This is a genomic window from Serratia sp. CY32780, assembly GCF_052169135.1.
Lineage (GTDB): Bacteria > Pseudomonadota > Gammaproteobacteria > Enterobacterales > Enterobacteriaceae > Serratia > Serratia sarumanii.
Genome location: NZ_JBJNLI010000001.1, coordinates 153,100 through 176,544, shown reverse-complemented (window position 1 = coordinate 176,544; position 23,445 = coordinate 153,100). Strand labels below are relative to the sequence as shown.

Genomic DNA, 23,445 nt, shown 5'->3' with positions numbered 1-23,445 from the left:
AAAAAAAAGCCGGGTAGTCATACCCGGCCGGCTGTAAGGAGAACCTCATTCTTCGGGGGAATAGGTGAGGCAAGGTGAACGCAGCCAATGTTGTAAATAGTGGGCCACCGCCTGCTGTTGGCAATGGCCGATAACCGGTAGTTGCGGCAACAGGGATTTCAGCTGCGGCAAGGCGTTGCCCATCACCACGCCGTGCCCCACCGCCCCCAGCATCTCTTTGTCGTTCATCGCGTCGCCGAACGCCATGCAGTCGGCCATCGTCAGCCCCAGATGGCGGCTCAGCCGGTCCAGCGCCGTGCCCTTATTGCAACCGAGCGGCAGCACCTCCAGGCAATCGTAGGCGGAAAAGCACAGGTCTGCCTCGTCACCCAGCTGCGCCCGCAGCTGCACCTGCAACGCCAGCAGCTCCTCGTGCGGCGCGACAAAGCACACCTTGCTGTTGCCGAACGCCGGCAGGCGGCGCACGTCGGCCAGCTGAAAACGAAAGCCGCTCAGGTGGTGCGCCCGCAGCATCTCTTCCGGCACGGGAAACTCGGTCAGCCAGCCTTCGTCGCGGAACACATGCATGCTGGCGCGGGTGCGCCAATGATGATGCAGCACCTCTTCGGCGACCGCCGCCGGCAGATCGGTAGCGTGCAGCTGTTGGCCGCGGTTGTCATACACCCGCGTGCCGTTGCCGGTGATCAGGTAGCCCTGCAGCCCCAGCTGCGCCATGATCGGCTGCGCGTCGAGGTAGTGCCGCCCGGTGGCGAACGTCACCACCATCTCCCGTTCCACCAGCTGGTTCAGCACCGCCAGCGTTTCCGGGCCAACCCGGTGATCCGGCATCAACAGCGTGCCGTCCATATCGAAAGCTGCCAGGCGATACATAAAGACCTCTTGAATGTGAACGCGATTACAATCCGTGCAGTATGGAATGGTATTTGCGGAAGTAATAGTGAACAATTTGAAAAAACCGTTCCGGATTTCTGCCCATGCGCCTGGTTCACCGCCTCAGCCAATATCAACGCCTGTACCATCAGCTCGGCAGCGCGCCGGTCGCCGTGACCATCGGCGAACTGGCGGCGATGTTCTACTGCAGCGAGCGGCACGCCCGCACGCTGGTGCAACAGCTGCAGGATCAGGGCTGGCTGAGCTGGCATTCGCAGCCCGGCCGGGGCAAACGCGCTCGCCTGCACTGCCTGAAAACCCCGGATGAGCTACGCGCGCAGCTGTTGCAACAGCTGCTGCAACAGGGCAACCATCAGGGGGCGCTGGAGATGGCGCAGCTCGATCCGCAGCACCTGCAGGATCTGCTCAGCCCGCACCTCGGCGGGCAATGGCAGGCCGGCAGCCCGACGCTGCGCATTCCCTATTACCGCACGCTGGAAGCGCTCGACCCGCTCACGCTGACCGGCCGCGCCGAGCAACACCTGGTGTCGACCCTGCACGCCGGGCTGACGCGCCTGATGACCGGTAACCCGGAACCGCAGCCCGATCTGGCGCACCATTGGCAGATTAGCGATCGCGGCCTGCGCTGGCGCTTCTTTCTGCGCAGCCAGCTGCGCTGGCACAACGGCGAACCGTTGACCGGCCACCAGCTGCTGCAAACGCTGGAAAAACTGCAACACCACCCGCGCAGCCAACCGAGCCTGGCCAACGTCGCGCGCATCAGCCTGCCGCATCCGCTGTGCGTTCAGTTCGATCTGCATCTGCCGGATTACTGGCTGGCCCACCGGCTGGCGGAACTGCCTTGCCTGATGACCCACCCGGAGCTGCCGGCCATCGGCGCCGGCCCGTTCAAGCTGACGCTGAATGAACCGCAGCTGGTGCGGCTGGAACAGCACGCCGGTTACCACCTGCAGCATCCGTATCTGGACACCATCGAATACTGGATCACCCCCGATCTGCCCACCGCCGCCCCCTACACCAGCTGCCAGCATCCGGTGCGCATCACCATCGGTCAACAAGACGATTTGGCGCAGGCCCGGCCGGTGCAGCGCAGCATGAGCCTGGGTTGGTGTTATCTGGCGCTGAACCTGCGCCACGGCGTGCTGAGCGAAGCCCAGGGGCAAAAACTGCTGATGCTGATCCAGCAATCCGGCCTGCTGAGCCATCTGCCGATCCCCAACAGCGTGATCACCCCCAGCCATGAAATGCTGCCCGGCTGGCGCATCCCTCGCCAACAGGTCGAAGAGGACGTCGCCCTGCCCGCCCGGCTGACGCTGTTGTATCGGCCGCCGGTCGAGCTGGAAACGGTGACGGCCGCGCTACAGCGGCTGCTCGCGCAGCACGGCTGCGAGCTGGAAGTGCGCTACTACGCCGGCAAGCGCTGGCAAAGCGAGGAACAGATCGCCCAGGCCGACCTGCTGCTGGCGGACAACCTGATCGGCGAAGCGCCGGAGGCGACGCTGGAGAGCTGGCTGCGGCAGGATACGCTGTGGCGCGGCATCCTGACGGAAAGCCGCTGGCAACAGCAACAGGACACGCTGCGGCAGATCCAGCAGCTGCAGGCGCAGCAACCGCGCTTCGCACAACTGCAGGCTTATTATCAACGGCTGATGGCCGCCGCCATCATCACGCCGCTGTTTCACTACCAGTATCAGATCAGCGCGCCGCCGCGCATGCATGGCGTCACGCTGACCGCCCACGGCTGGTTCGATTTTTGCCAGGCGTGGCTGCCGCCGCCGGTGGACGACGCCCCGGCCTGAGCCGAACCGCCCTGCACCTGGCGGCCCTTTCTGCTACCATTGTCGCCGCAACGCAATTTTATCCTGCCGCCCGAATGTGTATCGGGAGAGGCCAAAGCCCAAAAAGGTGATTTTATGAAGCGCGCGGTTGTCGTTTTCAGCGGTGGACAAGACTCCACGACCTGCTTGATCCAGGCATTGCAACAGTATGACGAAGTTCACTGCGTCACGTTCGATTACGGCCAGCGCCATCGCGCCGAGATTGAAGTGGCTCAGGAGCTGTCAATGGCCCTCGGCGCCAAGGCGCACAAGGTGCTGGACGTAACGCTGCTCAACGAGCTGGCCGTCAGCAGCCTGACGCGCGACAATATCCCGGTTCCCGCCTACGATCCCAATCAGAAAAATGCGCTGCCGAGCACCTTCGTGCCGGGCCGCAACATCCTGTTCCTGACGCTGGCGGCGATCTACGCCTACCAGGTGGAAGCGGAAGCGGTGATCACCGGCGTGTGTGAAACCGATTTCTCCGGCTACCCCGATTGCCGCGACGAGTTCGTTAAAGCGTTGAACAAGGCGGTGACGCTGGGCATCGCCCGCGATATCCGCTTCGAAACGCCGCTGATGTGGCTGAACAAGGCCGAGACCTGGGCGCTGGCGGACTATTACCACCAGCTGGATCGCGTGCGCCAGGATACGCTGACCTGCTACAACGGCATCAAGGGTGACGGCTGCGGCGAGTGCGCCGCCTGCAACCTGCGCGCCAATGGCCTGACGCAGTATCGCGCCAATCAGGTGGAAGTGATGGTCGCGTTGAAACAAAAGGCCGGTCTGGCCTGAGGCAGTGACGGCGGCAGCTTCTGCCGCCCATTATCCCCCTGTTTACCGTGAGTTTTCCTGCGGCACAAGCGCCTCCAGATGCGCACGCAGTTCCCCCTCGAGCGGCAGCGCACGCTGCGTTTTCAGATCGACGCACACGAAAGTCAGCAGCGCGTCGGCCACCGGCGTCCCCGCCGGATCCTGCGTCACCTTTTGGCTCAACACGCCGCTCTTGCCGTTGAGCTGCACCATCTGGCTGTCGATACGCAGCTTATCCCCCAATACCGCCGGGCTGCGGTAATTGATATTGATGTTCACCACGATGAAAGCGATGTTGTTTCCCGTCATCCAGCGGAACCCGGCCTCGTTCTCCAGCCACTCCCAACGCGCCTCTTCCAGAAACTCCAGATAGCGAGCATTGTTAACGTGCTGGTAAACATCAAGATGATAACCGCGAACTTTGATAAAGGTTTGCATAGGGAACGATCGCTCCTGCCTGGTGATTACAGAAAGAGGGAGCCGCGCTGGCTCCCTCGCCCGTTTGGTCAACGCGCCAAACTGGTAAGACCTGTAAAATGTAGCAGAGGAGTTTCGGCCTCAGCGGCATTTTGCCACGCAGCCGCGACCGGGATCACATTTTCAGCCGGGCGCGGTTCTTCTCAAACAGCGCCGGCCCGATGCCCGGCACCTCCTGCAACTGCTCAACCTGGGTGAATGGCCCATTCTGCTCGCGGTAGCGCACGATGCCTTCCGCCTTCTTCAGGCCGACGCCGCTCAAGGCGGCGGCCAGCTGTTCGGCGGTAGCCTGATTGATGCTGACCGCCGTTTCTTCGGCCACCCTGGTCATCGTCTGTTGCCCGCCATTGCTCGTCGGCGTTGAGAGCATGGGCGCCGGCGCCTCGGTTTTTTCCGCCGCGGCGCCCGGCCCAGCCAGGCATAACAACAGCGCGGTCAGCGCGGCGTTAACGTGACGACGGTAACCGAAAAACGCTTTTTTCTCTGAATGTTGCATGCTGTATCCTCCTTGTGTGTGACAGCACGGTTACCTTGCCGCGGCGGCGGATATTCAGCAATCGGCGGATATCAGATGTGGAAAAGGCCGCGAAAGCGGCCTTTGTTTGTTGCACTGCGTTGCAGAAAAATGCGGCGATTACTGAGGCTGTTGCTCAGCGGCGCCCATTTTGATCTCGGCTTCTTTACGCAGGCTCGCCAGCAGCGAATCGAAGGAGACGCCGGTCGCGCCCTCTTCCATCTTGCCAACGAAGGTTTTCATTTCGTCTTCCGGCAACGTGCCTGGCTTCACCGCATCGAGCGCGATCAGCACCACGTTGTCCTGACGATCCTGCGACATGCCGTATACCGGTTTACCGTCCTGCGGGTGCGGCAGCGCGAACACGCTCTCTACCAGCTGGCTGTCTTCCGGCGCGCGCGCCATCTTCTGCACGGCGCCAAAGCTCAGGCCGGCGGCTTTCATCGCCTCGTCGCCCTTGCCCTGCTTCAGCTCAACCAGCAGCTTCTCGCCCTGCAGTTTCGCTGCCTGCAGCGCCTTGTTGCGCTTCACCAGTTCCGCCACGCGGTCTTTCACCTGGTCGAACGGTTCGATGCCTTCCGGCTTGTGGCCGCTCACGCGCACCACGAAGGCGCGGTCGCCGTCTACGGTGATCACGTCGGAGTTGCTGCCCGGCGCGCCGTTCTCGCCGATCAGCGAGCCGTCGAAGATCGCCTGCACGACCGGCTTGAAGTTCAGCGCGGCAGGAATGTTGTCACGGGTGAACCAGTCGCTTTGCGCCGCTTTCACGCCGGCCGCTTCTTCAGCCGAGGCCAGAGATTCGTTGTCGCTGGTCGCCGCTTCGCTCACCTTCTGCTGCAGCGCGTAATACGCGTCTACCGCTTTCTCCTGCTGCACCTGCTTGGCGATGGCGTCATGCACTTCGCTCAGCGGCTTCACTTTCTCAGGTTCGATATCGTTCAAACGCACGATCAGGTAGCCGACGGAAGACTTCACCACGCCGGACAGCTGCCCTTTCTCGGTCAGGTTAGCCTGCTTCAGCTCGTCGGCGGTGGTTTCCGGCTCCAGCCAACCCAGCTCGCCGCCGGTGCGGCGTGAGATGATATCGGTGGATTTCTCTTTCGCCAGCGTGGCGAAATCGGCGCCCTTCTTCAGCTCGTCCAGCGCCGCGTTGGCTTCCGCCTCGGTTTTCAGCTGGATCACGCTGTAGTTTTTACGCTCCGGCTGGCCGTAGCTGCTCTTGTGCTGGTCGTAGTAAGCGCTGATGTCTTCTTCACTCACTTTCACCTTGTCCTGCATGGACGCAGCGTCCAGCGGGATATAGCTCACCTTCACCTGCTCAGGTGCGATGAAGCTGTTCTTGTTCTGATCGTAATACGCCTTCAGTTCGTCGTCGCCGGCGCTCTGTTTCGCCTGCAGCGCTTTCAAATCGATGGTCGCCAGGCGCACGTCGCGCTCCTGCAGCACCAACGCCGCCATGGCTTGCGATTCAGACGGCAGCACGAAGCCGGAATCGCCGAAGGCCTGGATCACCTGCTGATTGACCAACTGCTGGCGCATCGACTGCGCGAAGTTGTCGGCGGTGTAGCCCATGCGGCCGATCAGGTCGAGGTATTTGGCGTTATCGAACTGGCCGTTGGTCTGGAAGTAAGGCGCCTTGCGGATGGCGTCCTTGATCTGATCGTCGCTGACCGCCAGGCCCAGCTTCTTGGCGTACTGGTCGAGCAGCATGTTGTCGATCAACTGGGACAACACCTGACGGCGCATCTGCTGCATATAGCCTTCGTTGCCGGCCAGCGCGGAGAACTGGTCACCCAGCTGCTGCTGCATGCGGCTACGCTCGCTTTGGAAAGCCTGTTCCAGCTGAGCGCGCTCGATCGTCTGACCATTTACTTTCGCAGCATAATCGCCGGAGCCGCCGATCAGGTAGTTACCCACCCCGGTCAGAACGAATGACAGGATGATCAGGGCCAGGATGATTTTGAGCACGACGTGATTAGCAGCCGCGCGTAAATTGTCCATCATAGTGTGACAACACTCCGCTGTGATGTGGATTAACAACCCTTGTGCAGGCGCGTTCCCTGCGACAAAAATAAAAAAAGCGCATCAGTCCGATGCGCCTTGTATCTTACCTTACCAGCACCGCTGCGTCAGGTGATTGTTTATTACAAAACCCTGTTACGCTAAACGGTTAGACGCTAAATCAGTTTACAGCGTCTTTCAGCGCTTTCCCTGCACGGAAGGCCGGTACTTTGGCTGCCGCGATTTTGATCTCTTTACCGGTCTGCGGGTTGCGGCCGGTACGAGCCGAACGTTCACGCACGGTGAAGGAACCGAAACCTACCAGAGCCACGTCATCCCCTGCTTTCAGAGAGTCGGTAACGGAAGCGATTACTGCGTCTAAAGCACGTCCCGCTGCCGCTTTGGAAATATCAGCACCTGCGGCAATCTTGTCGATCAGTTGTGACTTATTCACTCTATCATCCCCTCTAGAATTCTATCGTCGCACCGAAAAATCCCTACGGTTGCGACAGCGCAGCTGTTATATCAATCCCATCGAACCTTAGCAAGCCACCGACTGGGTGGCAAAACGCGGGCCGACAGAGATCTAACTTAGCGGTACAAAAAAATACTGGCAAGTCCGAAATGGCTTGCCAGTATAAGTTTTATCAATGGTTTTTGCGATTCGTCACTATTTTGCCGCTACCGGCAGTGCGCCGAAGGCCGGGTTTTGCAACGCAATGTTCAAAACTTCATCGATTCGCTGCACCGGATGAATCTCCAGATCGGCGATAACATTGTCCGGGATCTCTTCCAGATCGCGCTTGTTCTCGTAAGGGATCAGCACGGTTTTGATGCCGCCGCGATGCGCCGCCAACAGCTTCTCTTTCAGGCCGCCGATCGGCAACACCTGACCGCGCAGCGTGATCTCCCCGGTCATCGCCACATCGGCGCGTACCGGGTTGCCGGTCAGGCAGGAGACCAGCGCGGTGCACATCGCGATACCGGCGCTCGGGCCGTCTTTCGGCGTCGCCCCTTCCGGCACGTGCACGTGGATGTCGCGTTTCTCGTAGAAATCGGCGTTGATGCCCAATTTCTCCGCGCGCGCGCGTACCACGGTCAGCGCCGCCTGAATCGATTCCTGCATCACTTCGCCCAGGGAACCGGTGTAGGTCAGCTTGCCTTTGCCCGGCACGCAGGCGGTTTCGATGGTCAGCAGATCGCCACCCACTTCCGTCCACGCCAGCCCGGTGACTTCGCCCACGCGGTTTTCGGTATCCGCACGGCCGTAATCGACGCGCTGCACGCCCAGGTAATCCTTCAGGTTGTCGCCGTTGATCTCGAGATGCTTGAGCTTCTTGTCCATCAGCAGCGTTTTCACCGCTTTACGGCACAGCTTGGAGATTTCACGCTCCAGGCTGCGCACCCCGGCTTCACGGGTGTAGAAGCGAATGATGCCGATGATGGCGCTGTCGTCGACCGTCAGCTCGCCTTTTTTCAGCGCGTTGCGCTCAAGCTGCTTCGGCAGCAGGTGCTGCTTGGCGATGTTGAGCTTCTCGTCCTCGGTGTAACCCGACAGGCGGATCACTTCCATACGGTCCAGCAGCGGCGCAGGAATGTTCATCGAGTTCGAGGTGGCGACGAACATCACATCGGACAGATCGTAATCCACTTCCAGGTAGTGGTCGTTGAACGCCACGTTCTGTTCCGGATCCAGCACCTCCAGCAGAGCGGAGGCCGGATCGCCGCGCATGTCGGAAGACATCTTGTCGATCTCATCCAGCAGGAACAGCGGGTTCTTCACCCCAACCTTGGCCATCTTCTGGATCAGTTTGCCCGGCATCGAACCGATGTAGGTACGACGGTGGCCGCGGATTTCCGCTTCGTCACGCACACCGCCCAGCGCCATGCGCACGTACTGGCGGCCGGTCGCTTTAGCGATCGACTGCCCCAGCGAGGTTTTACCCACGCCCGGCGGCCCCACCAGACACAGGATCGGCCCCTTGATTTTGCTGACGCGGCTCTGCACCGCGAGGTACTCGAGAATGCGATCCTTGACGCGCTCCAGGCCGTAGTGATCGGTATCGAGCACTTCCTGCGCCTTGTTCAGGTCTTTTTTCACCTTGCTGCGCGCATTCCACGGCACCTGCAGCATCCAGTCGATGTAGCCGCGCACCACGGTCGCTTCCGCCGACATCGGCGACATCATCTTCAGCTTTTGCAGTTCCGCTTCGGTTTTCTCGCGCGCCTCTTTCGGCATTTTCGCCGCATCGATCTTGCGCTTCAGCGCTTCGTGCTCGTCCGGCGCGTCGTCCATCTCGCCCAGTTCTTTCTGAATCGCCTTCATCTGCTCATTCAGATAGTACTCGCGCTGGCTCTTCTCCATCTGCTTCTTGACGCGGTTGCGGATGCGTTTCTCGACCTGCAGCAGGTCGATCTCCGATTCCATCATCGCCATCAGGTATTCCAGGCGCTCGGTGATGTCGGACATCTCAAGCACCGACTGCTTGTCGCTGAGTTTCAGCGGCATGTGGGCGGCGATGGTGTCCGCCAGGCGCGCGGCGTCGTCGATGCTGTTCAGTGAAGTCAGCACCTCCGGCGGGATTTTTTTGTTCAGCTTGATATAGCCTTCAAACTGATTGATCGCGGTGCGCACCAGCACTTCCTGCTCGCGCTCGTCGATCGACGGCGACTCAAGGTATTCCGCCTGCGCGGCGAAATGCTCACCGCTGTCGGACAGCGTGGTGATGCGCGCGCGCTGCAGCCCCTCGACCAGCACTTTTACCGTGCCGTCCGGCAGCTTCAGCATCTGCAGGATCGACGCTACGGTGCCAACCGAGAACAAGTCGTTAATGCCAGGTTCATCCGTTGAGGCCTCTTTCTGTGCCACCAGCATGATCTTCTTATCGTGATCCATTGCGGCTTCGAGGCACCGAATCGATTTTTCCCGGCCAACAAATAACGGGATCACCATGTGCGGATAAACCACCACGTCGCGCAATGGCAGAACGGGGATTTCAATGCGTTCGGAACGCTCAGGGTTCATAGAGCTCTCTCTTAGTTTAATTTCCGCCAGGTTGAGGGGGAATCTCATGAGACGCAAGCATCTAACGTTTCATAAAATCTGGTTAACGAGTATATGGGGATGAATCTCTTACATTCAACGGCAAGAATGCAGGAAAAAGAAATGGGGGATGAAATCCCCCATTTTGCTGATAACGCTCTGGTTTAACTGGTTAATTATTCACCAGACGCCTGGGCTTCCGGCTTGCCGTAAATCAGCAGCGGCTTGGATTGGCCGGCGATGACCGACTCGTCGATCACCACTTTGTCTACGCTGTCCATCGACGGCAGATCGTACATGGTGTCGAGCAGCGCGCCTTCCACGATGGAACGCAGGCCGCGGGCGCCGGTTTTGCGCGCCATGGCTTTCTTGGCGATGGCGTTCAGCGCTTCGTCGCGGAACTCCAGCTCCACGCCTTCCAGATTGAACAGCGCCTGATACTGCTTGGTCAGGGCGTTCTTCGGCTCTTTCAGGATCTGAATCAGCGCATCTTCGCTCAGCTCGCTCAGGGTCGCCACCACCGGCAGACGGCCGATGAACTCTGGGATCAGACCGAACTTGATCAAATCTTCCGGTTCGGCCTGCAGCAGCAGTTCGCCCTCGGTCGCCTTCTCGGACTCGCCCTTGACGGTCGCGCCGAAGCCGATGCCGGAGCCGGTGTTGACGCGCTGACCGATCACCTTATCCAGGCCCGCAAATGCGCCGCCGCAGATAAACAGGATCTTGGAGGTATCAACCTGCAGGAACTCCTGTTGCGGATGCTTGCGCCCACCCTGCGGCGGAACCGCGGCGATGGTGCCTTCAATCAGCTTCAGCAGCGCCTGCTGCACGCCTTCACCCGAGACGTCACGCGTGATCGACGGGTTGTCGGACTTGCGGGAAATCTTATCGATTTCATCGATATAAACGATGCCGCGCTGCGCTTTCTGCACGTCATAGTCACATTTTTGCAACAGCTTCTGGATAATATTTTCCACGTCCTCGCCCACGTAACCGGCTTCGGTCAGCGTGGTGGCGTCGGCCATGGTGAACGGCACGTCCAGGAAGCGCGCCAGCGTTTCCGCCAGCAGGGTTTTACCGCTGCCGGTCGGGCCGATCAGCAAGATGTTGCTCTTGCCCAACTCGATACCATTGCTGGTATCGCCGTTGCGCAGGCGTTTGTAGTGGTTGTACACCGCAACCGCCAGCACTTTCTTCGCCTGCTCCTGGCCGATGACGTAGTCATCCAGGTGGTGGCGAATTTCGTGCGGCGTCGGCAGCGCACTGCGCTCACGATGCGGGGCAACTTCTTTAATCTCTTCGCGAATAATGTCGTTACACAGATCGACACATTCATCGCAGATATACACTGACGGCCCGGCAATCAGCTTACGCACTTCATGCTGGCTTTTGCCGCAAAAAGAGCAGTACAGCAGCTTTCCTGAACCGTCTTTGCGCTTATCTGTCATCAGTCAAACCTCTTCTTTAGTCTTGTCCCGCAGGAAAATCACGGCGGCAGTGCGCCCAAACTCATATCGGGAACGCCGAGGGGCCACAACAGAGCGAGCCCCTGCCCACTCTGATTACTATAGTCCATCGGCGCCGCGTGGTTCTAGCTGCGGTGTGTCAGAATGCCGTCAACCAGGCCGTATTCCACGGCTTCTTCCGCGGTCATAAAGCGATCGCGCTCGGTGTCGCGCTCGATCTGCTCCAGCGGCTGGCCGGTATGCTCGGCCATCAGTTCGTTCATGCGCGCTTTCACCTTAAGGATTTCACGCGCGTGGATTTCGATGTCCGTCGCCTGGCCCTGGTAGCCGCCCAGCGGCTGGTGAATCATCACGCGCGAGTTCGGCAAGCAGAAACGTTTGCCTTTGGCGCCCGCGGTCAGCAGGAAGGAGCCCATCGAGCACGCCTGCCCCATACAGATGGTGCTGACGTCCGGCTTGATGAACTTCATGGTGTCGTAAATCGACATGCCCGCGGTGATCACCCCGCCCGGCGAGTTGATGTAGAGGAAAATGTCTTTTTCCGGGCTTTCCGCTTCGAGGAACAGCATTTGCGCCACGATCAGGTTGGCCATGTGATCTTCCACCTGGCCGGTCAGGAAAATGATGCGCTCTTTCAGCAGGCGGGAATAGATGTCGTAAGAACGCTCCCCGCGTGAAGTCTGCTCTACCACCATCGGCACCAGCGCCATGTTCGGTGCAAATTGATCTCGTTCGCCACTGTATGACATTACCGTCTCCTAATAGAAATTGCCTTGGCGGCCAGGGTGTCACCCTAATACGCCGATTCTACTTGAGAACGGCCATGATGACTATGCTCAAGCATTCGACCCGCGCCGCACGTACCCGACGGTTATTTCATCCCGCGCACTTTGGCAAACAGCCCCAGAATTATTCTTTACAGATTGGGGGATCCCGGCGCGATTTCAAGCCCAGAGGCCGATTTTCTCCGCGCGCCGAAAACGATGCCGTTAATCTGACCGTTATCATGCCAGCCAGTTCCCCAGGCAACAGGGTAAATATAGTGCATATTGCCCCGCTTAACCTGAGATTAATCAGCAACGTGGCAAAAAGAAAAGCCCGCAACCTGAGGTTGCGGGCTTTTTCATCGTGCGCCGGTTCGCCAGGCGAAACCGGGGGCGCCGTTCATGGCGCCCGGCACGCCGGCATTACGCCTGTTGAGTCTGGTTCATCAGCTCGCTGAAGGTAGTGGCTTTTTCAGTCACTTTCGCTTTTGCCAGCAGGGCTTCAACCGCTTGCTCTTCCAGAGCCACGTTGCGCATGTTGTTCATCAGCTCTTTGTTTTTGCTGTAGAACTCGATGACTTCGCTCGGATCTTCGTAGGCAGAAGCCATTTCTTCGATCAGCGTCTTCACGCGGTCTTCGTCAGCTTTCAGGTCGTTGGTGCTGATCACTTCGCCCAGCAGCAGGCCAACCACTACGCGGCGTTTCGCTTGCTCTTCGAACAGCTCGCGTGGCAGTTCCAGCGCTTGCTTCTCGTTGCCGCCGAAACGCTGTGCAGCCTGACGACGCAGTACGTCGATTTCGCCGTCGATCAGGGCAGCAGGCACGTCGATTTCGTTCGCGCTCACCAGGCCGTCGATCGCCTGAGACTTGATGCGGTTACGCACGGCGCCTTTCAGCTCGCGCTCCATGTTCTTGCGAACTTCGGTGCGCAGGCCGGCAACGGAACCGTCCGCCACGCCGAAACGCTTGATGAACTCTTCGGTCAGCTCCGGCAGTTCGCGCTCTTCAACTTTCTTCAGCACGATAGCGAATTTGGCCGCTTTGCCCTTCAGGTTTTCCGCGTGGTAATCTTCCGGGAAGTTCACGTCGATGGAGAACTCTTCGCCCGCTTTGTGACCGACCAGGCCTTCTTCGAAGCCTGGGATCATGCGGCCCTGGCCCATTGCCAGTACGAAGTCGGACGCTTTGCCGCCTTCGAACTCTTCACCGTCGATAGAACCGGTGAAGTCAACGGTCACGCGATCTTCAGCTTCCGCTGCGCGATCGGTTTCTTTCCAGGTCGCCTGCTGCTTGCGCAGGGTATCCAGCATCGCGTCGACGTCTTCGTCGTTCACTTCAACCACAGGTTTTTCAACTTCGATGTTTTCCAGGCCTTTCAGCTCAACTTCTGGATACACTTCGAATTCAACGGCGAAGGTGAAGTCTTCACCTTCTTTGTACTCGCCCGGCACGTAGTTTGGTGCGCCGGCCGGATTAATCTTTTCTTTGATGATCGCGTCAACGAAGCTGCGCTGCATCGCTTCGCCCAGCACGTCCTGACGAACAGAGGCGCCGTAACGCTGTTCCACGATGTTCATCGGCACTTTGCCTTTGCGGAAGCCGTCGATACGCACGCTTTTCGCTGCGTTGATCAGCTCTTTCTTCACCGCCTGCTTGATAGTATCAGCCGGTACAGTAATAGAGAGACGGCGCCCAAGGCCTTGAGTGGTTTCTACTGAAACTTGCATCTTGTTACCTCAAAAAAATCACAGTGCTCGGTCAACTCCGTTCCAAGAACCAGGACGGCTACAAATAAGAACCGAGTTCCCTGATGACAGAAGCGTCCCGAAACCATTCCGGAAAAATAAGACGCGACATTATAGCGGCGCATGCATGGCGAGTCGAGGAAAGCTAGGCGGCGCAGGCGCGCTAAAACTCACACTTTTGCCGATTCGATCGCCAAAAGGCCGCCAAAACAGCCCGAACGTTGGCCACATTGCGCATCGGCCGTGTCGTCGTCAAAAACAGAAACGGCCCGCAGGCCGTTTCAAAATTCGTCAGTAGTAATACCCTAATTCAAGGGCAAAGTTCCACTGATACCTGAAAATTTCCCCCTCAGGCCAGCGTCCCGGCGCCGCGACACGGCGGCGAAGCCGGCACGGTATCCTGCAACCCTTCCCACTCTTTGAGCGTGTAGGTGTGCAGCGCCAGCGCGTGTACGCCGTCCGCCAGCTCCTCCGACAGCACGCCGTAGATGGAGCGGTGGCGCGTCAAAAAACGTTCGCCGACGAAGCGATCGCTGACCAATACCACTTTGAAATGGCTTTCTGAACCCGCCGGAACGTTATGACGATAGCTTTCATCAACGACTTCCAGATACGCGGGCTCAAACGCCGCCCTTAACTTTGCTTCTATTTGCTCGCGAATCATAGGATCTCCTTACAACACCGGCAGAGGACCGTGCCCATCTAGTTCAATATTAGCCGGTTTCCCCCCGTTTAGACCATCGCCGGGACAAATTTCTCTTTTCTGCGGTCAAATGATGAGCGTCATCCCCGCCGCTTGGGGGATTATCCGATTGAGCGGGCCAAAAAAGCGTGTTTTTATCAACGGCAGGTAAAAATTTGTCACTCAGGCGCCTTCCGCGCTTCCACCGAACGGCGGCGATGCTATGATGTCGGCAATTTGTTGTCAGCTATCCCGCTCTGATTATTGCTAAATCCATCGAGAATGAGACAGAAAACATGTTAAAGAAACTTTGTCTTCCTTTGCTGGCCGCCCTGCTGCTGGCCGGCTGCGCGACCAGCAGCAACACCTTGAACGTCACGCCGAAAATCGTTCTGCCGCAGCAGGATCCTACCCTGCAGGGCATCACCGTCAGCATCAACGGCGCGGATCAGCGCACCGATCAGGCGCTGGCCAAGGTGAACCGCGACGGCCAGTTGGTCACGCTGACGCCATCGCGCGATCTGCGTTTCCTGCTGCAGGAAGTGCTGGAGAAACAGATGGGCGCTCGCGGCTACATGATCGGCGCCGACGGCCCGGTGGCGCTGCAAATCGTCGTCAATAATCTGTACGCGGACGTCTCCGAAGGCAACCTGCGCTACAACATCACCACCAAAGCCGACATCTCGATCATCGCCCAGGCGAAGAACGGCAACAAGCAGGTGAAGAATTACCGCTCGACCTATAACGTGCAGGGCGCCTTCACGGCCACCAACGAGAAGATCACCGACGCCGTCAACTCCGTGCTGGGCGACGTGATCGCCGATATGGCCCAGGACACCAGCGTCAACGATTTCATCAAGCAAAACGCGCGCTAATCGCCGCGCCTTGTGCCGCCCGGCGGATCGGGCGGCGCAGACAGGGAACTCATGTCGAAACACTATCTGAACATTTTCACCCAGCGTAACTCCGCCATTCTGCTGCTGCTGGGCTTCGCGTCGGGTCTGCCGCTGGCATTGACCTCCGGCACGCTGCAAGCCTGGATGACCGTCGAAAATATCGATCTGAAAACCATCGGCATCTTCTCGCTGGTGGGCCAGGCCTACGTCTTCAAATTCCTCTGGTCGCCGTTCATGGACCGCTATACCCCGCCGTTCCTCGGGCGGCGACGCGGTTGGCTGCTGGTCAGCCAGCTGCTGCTGGTGGCGGCGATCGTGGCGATGGGCTTTATGCAGCCCGCGCAGCACCTGTGGTGGCTGGCGGCGTTGGCGGTGCTGGTGGCGTTCTGCTCCGCCTCGCAAGATATCGTGTTCGACGCCTACAAGACCGATCTGCTGAAAGCCGAAGAGCGCGGGGCGGGCGCGGCGATCTCGGTGCTGGGTTACCGGCTGGCGATGCTGGTTTCCGGCGGCCTGGCGCTGTGGCTGGCGGATCGCTATTTCGGCTGGCAAGCCACCTACTGGCTGATGGCCGGATTGATGCTGATCGGCGTGGCCGCCACGCTGCTGGCGCCGGAGCCGGACGAAAGCATCCCGGCGCCGCGCACCATGGAACAGGCGGTCGTCGCGCCGCTGCGCGATTTCTTCGGCCGCAACAACGCCTGGCTGATCCTGCTGCTGATCGTGATGTACAAAATGGGCGACGCCTTCGCCGGCAGCCTGAGCACCACCTTCCTGATCCGCGGTGTGGGGTTCGACGCCGGTGAAGTCGGGCTGGTCAACAAAACCCTCGGCCTGTTCGCCACCATCGTCGGCGCCCTGTTCGGCGGTGTGCTGATGCAGCGTCTCAGCCTGTTCCGCGCGCTGATGCTGTTCGGCGTCCTGCAGGCGGTCTCCAACCTCGGGTATTGGATCCTGGCGGTGACCGACAAGAGCCTGCTCACCATGGGCAGCGCCATCTTCCTCGAAAACCTGTGTGGCGGCATGGGCACCGCGGCCTTCGTGGCGCTGCTGATGACGCTGTGCAACCGTTCGTTCTCCGCCACCCAGTTCGCGCTGCTGTCGGCGCTGTCCGCCGTGGGGCGCGTCTATGTCGGCCCGATCGCCGGCTGGTTCGTCGAAGCCCACGGCTGGCCGTTGTTCTACCTGTTCTCTATCGCCGCCGCCCTGCCCGGCTTGCTGCTGCTCGGCATCTGCCGTCAGACGCTGGAGCACACCCAGCAGCATGGCGACTTCATGCCGCGCACCGAGTTTTCAGAATCTTACCGTTGGGCACTGCGCCTGCTGACGCTAGGCTGTTCGCTGTTGGGCCTGTGGTTGCTGTTGCTGATCGCCAATGCGCTGGACTGGACGCAGGCACCGCTGCTGGCCGATCGGCTGCTGCAAGTCGGCGCCGCGGTGAGCCTGCTCGGCGTCGCGATGGGCAGCACGCTGGATTACCTCGCCCTTCGCCGCACCCGTTTGGCATAATCTGACCGGCCGGCGATTTCGCCGGCCGAAAAAAAAGCGATCCGGGGGTATATTTATTTCGCTAAAAAAAGATAATCGGCGCGAAAATTATTTTTTTATCCGACTGCCGCGCTCGGAAATAAAATTAAATTCACCTTTAAGACACAATTATTTTACATTAAATAAACCTTTTCTTCGTATTTCCCTGCCGCGCATTTCTTCGCCAAATTCATCATACCTTTAGTTTTCCTTAACATACGGGCTGCTCGTCACGATTCAGCGTGCCAACGCGTTGTTGTCATTAGTAAATTGTCACGCAGGGTTACATCTGTGACCCCCTTAACAGAAAGTGTCAACAAGCCGCTGACACTCCCTTAAGCATGTTTACAGTACTGCAACCTTCCCGTAAAATGCCCGCACACATGAAACGACAATTGAGCCTTTGTTATTGAGGTCGTTAGATGAGACTTAAGAAATACAATAAAAGTATTGGGATGCTGTCATTAATCGCAGCCACTGTATTGCTCAGTGGTTGCGATATGGTTTTGATGAATCCCAAAGGAGCAATTGGTGTTGAGCAACGGACACTGATTATCACTGCAATCGCGTTGATGTTGATCGTGGTGGTGCCAGTTATCTTCATGGCGTTCGCCTTTGCCTGGAAGTATCGCGCTTCCAACAAAGACGCCAAGTACAGTCCGAACTGGGCCCACTCCAACAAGATCGAAGCGGTCGTCTGGACCATTCCTATCATTATCATCGCCATCCTTGGCACCATTACCTGGAAGACCACCCACGAACTCGACCCGTTCAAGCCGATTGTCACCGACAAGAAGCCGATGACGATCGAAGTGGTGTCGCTCGACTGGAAATGGCTGTTCATCTACCCGGAACAAGGCATTGCGACCGTTAATGAGCTGGCTTTCCCGAAAGATGTTCCAGTCGAATTCAAGATCACCTCTAACTCGGTAATGAACTCGTTCTTTATCCCGCAGTTGGGTGGACAGATTTATGCGATGGCCGGCATGCAGACCAAACTGCACCTGATCGGCAACGAAGCCGGTGCCTACAAGGGCATCTCCAGCAGCTACAGCGGCGCAGGCTTCTCCGGCATGAAATTCACCGCGATCGTTACCCCGACCGAAGGCGACTTCGATCAGTGGGTAGCCAAGGTGAAAGCATCGTCTAAAAACCTGAACACCACCGACGACTTTAACAAACTGGCAGAGCCGAGTGAAAACAACCCGGTTGAGTACTTTGCCGCTGTCAAACCGAATTTGTTCAAAGAAACAATTGCCAAATTCATGGGCGACATGGATATGCACAAGGGCGCTGGCGCGCACGAAGGCATGGACATGAGCCAAGGTATGGACATGGGTGAACATGCTGCTCACGCCGGAGCCGAGGAATAACTGATGTTGGGAAAATTAACACTTGATGCGGTTCCGTACCACGAACCGATCATCATGGTCACCGTAGCCGCAATTATTGTCGGGGGCCTGGCAGTGCTGGCGCTGCTGACATATTTCGGCAAATGGAAGTGGTTGTGGAGCGAATGGCTGACTTCGGTCGACCATAAAAAAATTGGTATCATGTACATCATCGTGGCGATGGTCATGCTGCTGCGCGGTTTCGCCGACGCAATCATGATGCGTAGCCAGCAGGCGTTGGCGTCCGCCGGCGAAGCCGGGTTCCTGCCGCCGCACCACTACGACCAGATCTTCACCGCGCACGGCGTTATCATGATCTTCTTCATGGCGATGCCTTTCGTGGTCGGCCTGATGAACGTCGTGGTGCCGCTGCAAATCGGTGCGCGCGACGTCGCCTTCCCGTTCCTGAACTCCCTGAGCTTCTGGTTCTTCGTGGTGGGCGTTGTGCTGATCAACATCTCCCTGGGGGTCGGTGAGTTCGCTCAGACCGGTTGGCTGGCGTATCCGCCGCTGTCGGGTAAAGAGTACAGTCCTGGCGTCGGGGTCGATTACTGGATCTGGAGTCTGCAGATTTCCGGTCTGGGTACCCTGCTGACCGGCGTGAACTTCTTCGCCACCATTCTGAAGATGCGTGCCCCAGGCATGCCTATGATGAAGATGCCGGTGTTCACCTGGGCGGCGCTGTGTACCAACGTCCTGATCATCGTTTCTTTCCCAATTCTGACCGTCACCATCGCGCTGCTGACCCTGGATCGCTATCTGGGCACCCATTTCTTCACCAATGATATGGGCGGCAACATGATGATGTACATCAACCTGATTTGGGCCTGGGGTCACCCAGAGGTGTATATTCTGGTTCTGCCGGTGTTCGGCGTGTTCTCCGAAGTCACCGCGACCTTCTCCAGAAAACGCCTGTTCGGCTATACCTCACTGGTATGGGCAACCATCGCGATCACCGTTCTGTCGTTCATCGTCTGGCTGCACCACTTCTTCACCATGGGGTCCGGCGCGAACGTTAACGCCTTCTTCGGTATCGCCACCATGATCATTTCCATCCCGACCGGGGTGAAAATCTTCAACTGGCTGTTCACCATGTATCAGGGCCGTATCAAGCTCAACTCCGCGATGCTGTGGACCGTTGGCTTCATCATCACCTTCTCCGTAGGTGGTATGACCGGCGTTCTGCTGGCGGTGCCGGGCGCGAACTTCGTGCTGCACAACAGCCTGTTCCTGATCGCTCACTTCCACAACGTCATCATCGGCGGCGTGGTGTTCGGTTGCTTCGCGGGCCTGACCTACTGGTTCCCGAAATCCTTCGGCTTCACGCTGAACGAAAAATGGGGCATCCGCGCGTTCTGGTTCTGGATCATCGGCTTCTTCACCGCCTTCATGCCGCTGTACGCATTGGGCTTTATGGGTATGACCCGTCGTATCAGCCAGAACATCAACCCTGAGTTCCACCCTCTGCTGCTGGTTGCAGCCGGCGGTGCGGCGCTGATCGCCTGCGGCATCCTGTGCCAGCTGATCCAGATCTTCGTCAGTATCCGTGACCGCGAACAAAACCGCGATCTGACCGGTGACCCATGGGGCGCTCGTACTCTGGAGTGGTCAACTTCGTCTCCACCGCCGTTCTATAACTTTGCCGTAGTGCCGCAGATTCATGACCGTGATGAATTCTGGGACATGAAAGAAAAAGGCGAAGCGTATAAGAAACCGGCTAAATACGAACCGATTCATATGCCTAAGAACACCGGCGCCGGCGTGATCATCGCCTTCTTCAGCCTGGTCTTCGGTTTCGCAATGATTTGGGAAATCTGGTGGATGGCTCTGGCCGGCTTCATCGGTATGATCGTTGTCTGGATCGGCAAGAGCTTCGATCACGATGTTGACTACTATGTGCAGGTTGATGAAATCGAGCGCATTGAGAACCAACACTACGAACAAATCCGTAAAGCAGGCGTGAACCATGTCAACTGAAACTCTGACCAATCATAACGCAGCCCATGCAGAGCATGGGCACCACGATGCGGGTGAGACCAAAGTCTTCGGATTCTGGATCTACCTGATGAGCGACTGTATTTTGTTTGCGAGCTTGTTCGCGACTTATGCAGTCCTGGTGAACGGGACCGCTGGCGGTCCCTCAGGTAAAGATATCTTCGACCTGAAGTTTGTCCTGGTCGAAACTTTCCTGCTGTTGTTCAGCTCCATCACCTACGGCATGGCGATGATCGCCATGAACAAGGGTAAAGTTGGCGGTGTAAACACCTGGCTGTTCCTGACCTTCCTGTTTGGTCTGGGCTTCGTGGCGATGGAAATCTATGAATTCCATCATCTGATCGCCGAAGGCTTCGGTCCGGATCGCAGCGCGTTCCTGTCCAGCTTCTTCGCGCTGGTTGGCACCCACGGTCTGCACGTAACTTCCGGCCTGATTTGGATCATCGTGCTGATGATTCAGGTGAGCAAGTTCGGCCTGACCGCGACCAACAAAACCCGCCTGATGTGCCTGAGCCTGTTCTGGCACTTCCTGGACGTGGTCTGGATCTGCGTATTTACCGTTGTCTACCTGCTGGGGGTTATGTAATGAGCCATTCATCCCATGAAACCTCTCACGGCGGCGCAAGCCACGGCAGCGTGAAGTCATACCTGATCGGCTTTATCCTGTCGATCATCCTGACGGTAATTCCATTTGCGATGGTAATGAACGGCACTGCCTCTCATTCCACCATCCTGGCGGTTGTTGTCGGCATGGCGGTTATCCAGGTGATTGTTCACCTGGTTTACTTCCTGCACATGAACACCTCATCGGAAGAGCGCTGGAACCTGGTGGCATTGCTGTTCACCGCTATGATCATCGGTATCGTTGTTGTAGGTTCACTCTGGATTATGTACAACCTCAACATCAATATGATGGTCGATTAAGAGCTGAGCTGCACGTGATGATTAAGCAATACCTGCAAGTCACTAAACCAGGAATTATTTTCGGCAATTTAATTTCTGTCGTTGGGGGATTCCTGCTCGCTTCCAAAGGGAGCATCGACTATCCCCTGTTTCTCGCCACCCTGGTGGGTGTCTCGTTGGTGGTCGCGTCGGGCTGTGTGTTTAACAACTACATCGACCGCGACATCGACAAGAAAATGGAGAGAACGAAGAATCGGGTGCTGGTAAAAGGCCTGATCGCGCCGAGTGTCACCCTGGTTTATGCGACCGTTCTGGGTATTGTGGGCTTCGCGTTGCTGTATATCGCGGCCAACCCGCTGGCCATGTGGCTGGCGGTGATGGGCTTCGTGGTTTATGTCGGCGTTTACAGCCTGTACATGAAACGCCACTCGGTCTACGGCACGCTGATCGGCAGCCTGTCGGGCGCCGCGCCGCCGGTTATCGGCTACTGCGCGGTAACCAACGAGTTCGACGCCGGCGCGTTGATCCTGCTGGCTATCTTTAGCCTGTGGCAGATGCCGCATTCTTATGCGATCGCTATCTTCCGCTTTAAAGATTACCAGGCGGCCAACATTCCGGTGCTGCCGGTGGTGAAAGGCATTTCCGTCGCCAAGAACCACATCACGGTCTACATCCTGGCATTTATGATCGCCACGCTGATGCTGACCCTGGTGGGCTACGCCGGCTACAAATACCTGATCGTCGCTGCGGCGGTGAGCGTCTGGTGGCTGGGCATGGCGCTGCGCGGTTACAAAACCGAAAACGACAGCGTCTGGGCGCGTAAACTGTTCGTGTTCTCCATCGTCGCCATTACCTCGCTGAGCGTGATGATGTCGATCGACTTCAGCGCCACGGCGGCGCCTGAAGCGCTGGTGACCTACGTTTGGTAAGCCAAATCATCCGTAAATGGGCCGCTTTTGCGGCCCATTTTATTTGTCACGCCGAAAAGCGGCCGAACTGTAATATCTGTTAAACAACATTCGATTTACCCCCCCTGCCCTGCACACTAAAATGACGCAACTTTACAGAAATCATGCCATCAGGCGCTGTCTCAACGTCTGATGGCATGGTTTTTACCGAGGTTTGATGTGAACGATAATTCAATGACCCCGCAGGAGCGCCGCGCCACCTGGGGATTAGGCACCGTATTCTCCCTGCGCATGCTCGGCATGTTTATGGTACTGCCGGTGCTGACCACCTACGGCATGGCGCTCAACGGCGCCAGCGAAGCGCTGATCGGCATCGCCATCGGCATCTACGGCCTGGCGCAGGCGGTGTTTCAAATCCCGTTCGGCCTGGTGTCCGATCGCATCGGCCGCAAGCCGCTGATCGTCGGCGGCCTGCTGATCTTTGCCCTCGGCAGCGTGATCGCCGCCGCTACCGACTCGATTTGGGGCGTGATCCTCGGCCGCGCGCTACAAGGCTCAGGCGCCATCGCCGCCGCGGTAATGGCGCTGCTCTCCGATCTGACCCGCGAGCAGAACCGCACCAAGGCGATGGCGTTTATCGGCGTCAGCTTCGGCATCACCTTCGCCATCGCCATGGTATTGGGCCCTATCATCACCCACGCCTTAGGCCTGCATGCGCTGTTCTGGATGATCGCCGTACTGGCGCTGGCTGGCATTGTCATCACACTGGCGGTGGTGCCTTCCGCCGACACTCACCTGCTGAACCGCGAGTCCAGCATCGTGCGCGGCAGCTTCCGCAAGGTGCTGAGCAACTCGCGCCTGCTGAAGCTCAACTTCGGCATCATGTGCCTGCATATCCTGCTGATGTCGAGCTTCGTGGCGCTGCCGCTAGCGATGGAAAAAGCCGGACTGGCAGCCAGCGAGCACTGGATCGTTTACCTGGTCACCATGCTGGTGTCATTCGCCGCCGTGGTGCCTTTCATCATCTATGCCGAAAAATATCGCCGCATGAAGCAGGTCTTTATGGGCTGCGTGGCGGTGCTGTTTTGCGCCGAAGTGCTGCTGTGGCTCTCCGGCGCGCACCTGTGGGGCATCATCGCCGGCGTGCAGCTGTTCTTCATGGCCTTCAACGTGATGGAAGCCATTCTGCCTTCGCTGATCAGCAAAGAATCGCCGGCCGGCTATAAGGGCACCGCAATGGGGGTCTACTCCACCAGCCAGTTTATCGGCGTGGCGATCGGCGGCAGCCTCGGCGGCTGGCTGTACGGTTTGCAGGGGGCGGGCTTGGTGTTTATCGCCGGCGCCGTGTTGGCCGCGCTCTGGTTCCTGGTCAGCAGCACCATGAAAGAGCCGCCGTATGTCAGCAGCCTGCGCATTACGCTGTCGGAACTGGCGGTAAAGGATTCGGCGCTGGAAAGCCGCCTGAAGGCGCAGCCCGGCGTGGCCGAAGCGATCGTGGTGCCGGAAGAGCGCAGCGCCTACGTCAAGGTGGATACCAAGCAGACCAATCGCGGTCAGCTGGAAGCGCTGGTCAATTCGCTATAAAGCATCAGGGCCGGCAATGCCGGCCCC

General features: G+C 58.3%; 20 protein-coding genes. 10 read left to right on the top strand and 10 right to left on the bottom strand.

The window, feature by feature from the left end; genetic code table 11:
• Positions 1-45 precede the first annotated feature (45 nt).
• The gene (gene cof, locus ACJ8HH_RS00885) at positions 46-870 is read right to left on the bottom strand and encodes an HMP-PP phosphatase (RefSeq protein WP_033647299.1); all 825 of its coding nucleotides are present in this window, start codon (positions 868-870) and stop codon (positions 46-48) included.
• Between the two features lie 104 nt (positions 871-974).
• On the opposite strand from cof, the gene ACJ8HH_RS00880 reads away from it, so the two are divergent.
• Together ACJ8HH_RS00880 and queC are read left to right on the top strand one after the other, a co-directional pair.
• Positions 975-2,690, top strand: coding sequence for an SgrR family transcriptional regulator (locus ACJ8HH_RS00880; RefSeq protein WP_039566991.1), 1,716 nt, complete (start codon positions 975-977; stop codon positions 2,688-2,690).
• A 114-nt stretch (positions 2,691-2,804) separates the two neighbouring features.
• Positions 2,805-3,503 (top strand): 7-cyano-7-deazaguanine synthase QueC, encoded by a 699-nt coding sequence (queC, locus tag ACJ8HH_RS00875; protein ID WP_043146723.1) that lies wholly within the window; start codon positions 2,805-2,807, stop codon positions 3,501-3,503.
• 42 nt (positions 3,504-3,545) lie between these two features.
• Here the strand turns inward: queC and ACJ8HH_RS00870 are convergent, their stop codons facing one another.
• The 9 genes from ACJ8HH_RS00870 to bolA all read right to left on the bottom strand — a co-directional run bounded on the left by ACJ8HH_RS00870 (position 3,546) and on the right by bolA (position 14,196).
• Entirely contained in the window at positions 3,546-3,959 is a 414-nt protein-coding gene (locus ACJ8HH_RS00870) for an acyl-CoA thioesterase (RefSeq protein ID WP_043146722.1), read from the bottom strand.
• A gap of 154 nt (positions 3,960-4,113) precedes the next feature.
• Entirely contained in the window at positions 4,114-4,494 is a 381-nt protein-coding gene (locus tag ACJ8HH_RS00865) for a ComEA family DNA-binding protein (protein WP_039566993.1), read from the bottom strand.
• Positions 4,495-4,632: 138 nt separating this feature from the next.
• Positions 4,633-6,516, bottom strand: coding sequence for a peptidylprolyl isomerase (ppiD, locus tag ACJ8HH_RS00860; RefSeq protein ID WP_033637316.1), 1,884 nt, complete (start codon positions 6,514-6,516; stop codon positions 4,633-4,635).
• A gap of 178 nt (positions 6,517-6,694) precedes the next feature.
• A complete protein-coding gene (gene hupB / locus ACJ8HH_RS00855; RefSeq protein ID WP_004940351.1) occupies positions 6,695-6,967 on the bottom strand; it encodes a nucleoid-associated protein HU-beta in 273 nt (90 codons plus the stop codon).
• A gap of 216 nt (positions 6,968-7,183) precedes the next feature.
• Positions 7,184-9,538 (bottom strand): endopeptidase La, encoded by a 2,355-nt coding sequence (lon, locus tag ACJ8HH_RS00850; RefSeq protein ID WP_033653263.1) that lies wholly within the window; start codon positions 9,536-9,538, stop codon positions 7,184-7,186.
• A gap of 194 nt (positions 9,539-9,732) precedes the next feature.
• Positions 9,733-11,004, bottom strand: a complete 1,272-nt coding sequence (gene clpX, locus ACJ8HH_RS00845) for an ATP-dependent protease ATP-binding subunit ClpX (RefSeq protein ID WP_004940354.1) — start codon at positions 11,002-11,004, stop codon at positions 9,733-9,735.
• 143 nt (positions 11,005-11,147) lie between these two features.
• Positions 11,148-11,771 (bottom strand): ATP-dependent Clp endopeptidase proteolytic subunit ClpP, encoded by a 624-nt coding sequence (gene clpP, locus ACJ8HH_RS00840; protein WP_016928858.1) that lies wholly within the window; start codon positions 11,769-11,771, stop codon positions 11,148-11,150.
• Between the two features lie 438 nt (positions 11,772-12,209).
• Entirely contained in the window at positions 12,210-13,514 is a 1,305-nt protein-coding gene (tig, locus tag ACJ8HH_RS00835; RefSeq protein ID WP_004940358.1) for a trigger factor, read from the bottom strand.
• 367 nt (positions 13,515-13,881) lie between these two features.
• Positions 13,882-14,196 (bottom strand): transcriptional regulator BolA, encoded by a 315-nt coding sequence (bolA, locus tag ACJ8HH_RS00830; protein WP_004940361.1) that lies wholly within the window; start codon positions 14,194-14,196, stop codon positions 13,882-13,884.
• A gap of 314 nt (positions 14,197-14,510) precedes the next feature.
• Here bolA and ACJ8HH_RS00825 point away from each other — a divergent pair, with 314 nt between their 5' ends.
• The 8 genes from ACJ8HH_RS00825 (at position 14,511) to ACJ8HH_RS00790 (ending at position 23,418) form a co-directional block, all read left to right on the top strand.
• Positions 14,511-15,089, top strand: coding sequence for a lipoprotein (locus ACJ8HH_RS00825; protein ID WP_033634001.1), 579 nt, complete (start codon positions 14,511-14,513; stop codon positions 15,087-15,089).
• Positions 15,090-15,140: 51 nt separating this feature from the next.
• Positions 15,141-16,619, top strand: coding sequence for a muropeptide MFS transporter AmpG (gene ampG, locus ACJ8HH_RS00820; RefSeq protein ID WP_039566994.1), 1,479 nt, complete (start codon positions 15,141-15,143; stop codon positions 16,617-16,619).
• Positions 16,620-17,059: 440 nt separating this feature from the next.
• Positions 17,060-18,010, top strand: coding sequence for a cytochrome o ubiquinol oxidase subunit II (gene cyoA / locus ACJ8HH_RS00815; protein ID WP_025301763.1), 951 nt, complete (start codon positions 17,060-17,062; stop codon positions 18,008-18,010).
• 3 nt (positions 18,011-18,013) lie between these two features.
• On the top strand, positions 18,014-20,005 hold the full coding sequence (cyoB, locus tag ACJ8HH_RS00810; protein ID WP_033637313.1) for a cytochrome o ubiquinol oxidase subunit I: 1,992 nt from the start codon (positions 18,014-18,016) through the stop codon (positions 20,003-20,005).
• Positions 19,995-20,609 (top strand): cytochrome o ubiquinol oxidase subunit III, encoded by a 615-nt coding sequence (locus tag ACJ8HH_RS00805; RefSeq protein ID WP_004940367.1) that lies wholly within the window; start codon positions 19,995-19,997, stop codon positions 20,607-20,609. Before cyoB ends, ACJ8HH_RS00805 begins: the two co-directional genes overlap by 11 nt.
• Positions 20,609-20,947, top strand: a complete 339-nt coding sequence (locus tag ACJ8HH_RS00800) for a cytochrome o ubiquinol oxidase subunit IV (RefSeq protein ID WP_004940369.1) — start codon at positions 20,609-20,611, stop codon at positions 20,945-20,947. The genes ACJ8HH_RS00805 and ACJ8HH_RS00800 overlap by 1 nt, the downstream gene beginning before the upstream one ends.
• 17 nt (positions 20,948-20,964) lie before the next feature.
• Positions 20,965-21,855 (top strand): heme o synthase, encoded by an 891-nt coding sequence (gene cyoE / locus ACJ8HH_RS00795; protein WP_019454196.1) that lies wholly within the window; start codon positions 20,965-20,967, stop codon positions 21,853-21,855.
• Between the two features lie 198 nt (positions 21,856-22,053).
• A complete protein-coding gene (locus ACJ8HH_RS00790) occupies positions 22,054-23,418 on the top strand; it encodes an MFS transporter (protein ID WP_033647308.1) in 1,365 nt (454 codons plus the stop codon).
• Positions 23,419-23,445 lie beyond the last annotated feature (27 nt).

Excerpts from the sequence above, each read along its gene's own strand:
- cof (WP_033647299.1), bottom strand. The coding sequence starts at position 870 with ATGTATCGCCTGGCAGCTTTCGATATGGACGGCACGCTGTTGATGCCG.
- ACJ8HH_RS00880 (WP_039566991.1), top strand. The coding sequence starts at position 975 with ATGCGCCTGGTTCACCGCCTCAGCCAATATCAACGCCTGTACCATCAG.
- queC (WP_043146723.1), top strand. The coding sequence starts at position 2,805 with ATGAAGCGCGCGGTTGTCGTTTTCAGCGGTGGACAAGACTCCACGACC.
- ACJ8HH_RS00870 (WP_043146722.1), bottom strand. The coding sequence starts at position 3,959 with ATGCAAACCTTTATCAAAGTTCGCGGTTATCATCTTGATGTTTACCAG.
- ACJ8HH_RS00865 (WP_039566993.1), bottom strand. The coding sequence starts at position 4,494 with ATGCAACATTCAGAGAAAAAAGCGTTTTTCGGTTACCGTCGTCACGTT.
- ppiD (WP_033637316.1), bottom strand. The coding sequence starts at position 6,516 with ATGATGGACAATTTACGCGCGGCTGCTAATCACGTCGTGCTCAAAATC.
- lon (WP_033653263.1), bottom strand. The coding sequence starts at position 9,538 with ATGAACCCTGAGCGTTCCGAACGCATTGAAATCCCCGTTCTGCCATTG.
- clpX (WP_004940354.1), bottom strand. The coding sequence starts at position 11,004 with ATGACAGATAAGCGCAAAGACGGTTCAGGAAAGCTGCTGTACTGCTCT.
- clpP (WP_016928858.1), bottom strand. The coding sequence starts at position 11,771 with ATGTCATACAGTGGCGAACGAGATCAATTTGCACCGAACATGGCGCTG.
- tig (WP_004940358.1), bottom strand. The coding sequence starts at position 13,514 with ATGCAAGTTTCAGTAGAAACCACTCAAGGCCTTGGGCGCCGTCTCTCT.
- bolA (WP_004940361.1), bottom strand. The coding sequence starts at position 14,196 with ATGATTCGCGAGCAAATAGAAGCAAAGTTAAGGGCGGCGTTTGAGCCC.
- ACJ8HH_RS00825 (WP_033634001.1), top strand. The coding sequence starts at position 14,511 with ATGTTAAAGAAACTTTGTCTTCCTTTGCTGGCCGCCCTGCTGCTGGCC.
- ampG (WP_039566994.1), top strand. The coding sequence starts at position 15,141 with ATGTCGAAACACTATCTGAACATTTTCACCCAGCGTAACTCCGCCATT.
- cyoA (WP_025301763.1), top strand. The coding sequence starts at position 17,060 with ATGAGACTTAAGAAATACAATAAAAGTATTGGGATGCTGTCATTAATC.
- cyoB (WP_033637313.1), top strand. The coding sequence starts at position 18,014 with ATGTTGGGAAAATTAACACTTGATGCGGTTCCGTACCACGAACCGATC.
- ACJ8HH_RS00805 (WP_004940367.1), top strand. The coding sequence starts at position 19,995 with ATGTCAACTGAAACTCTGACCAATCATAACGCAGCCCATGCAGAGCAT.
- ACJ8HH_RS00800 (WP_004940369.1), top strand. The coding sequence starts at position 20,609 with ATGAGCCATTCATCCCATGAAACCTCTCACGGCGGCGCAAGCCACGGC.
- cyoE (WP_019454196.1), top strand. The coding sequence starts at position 20,965 with ATGATTAAGCAATACCTGCAAGTCACTAAACCAGGAATTATTTTCGGC.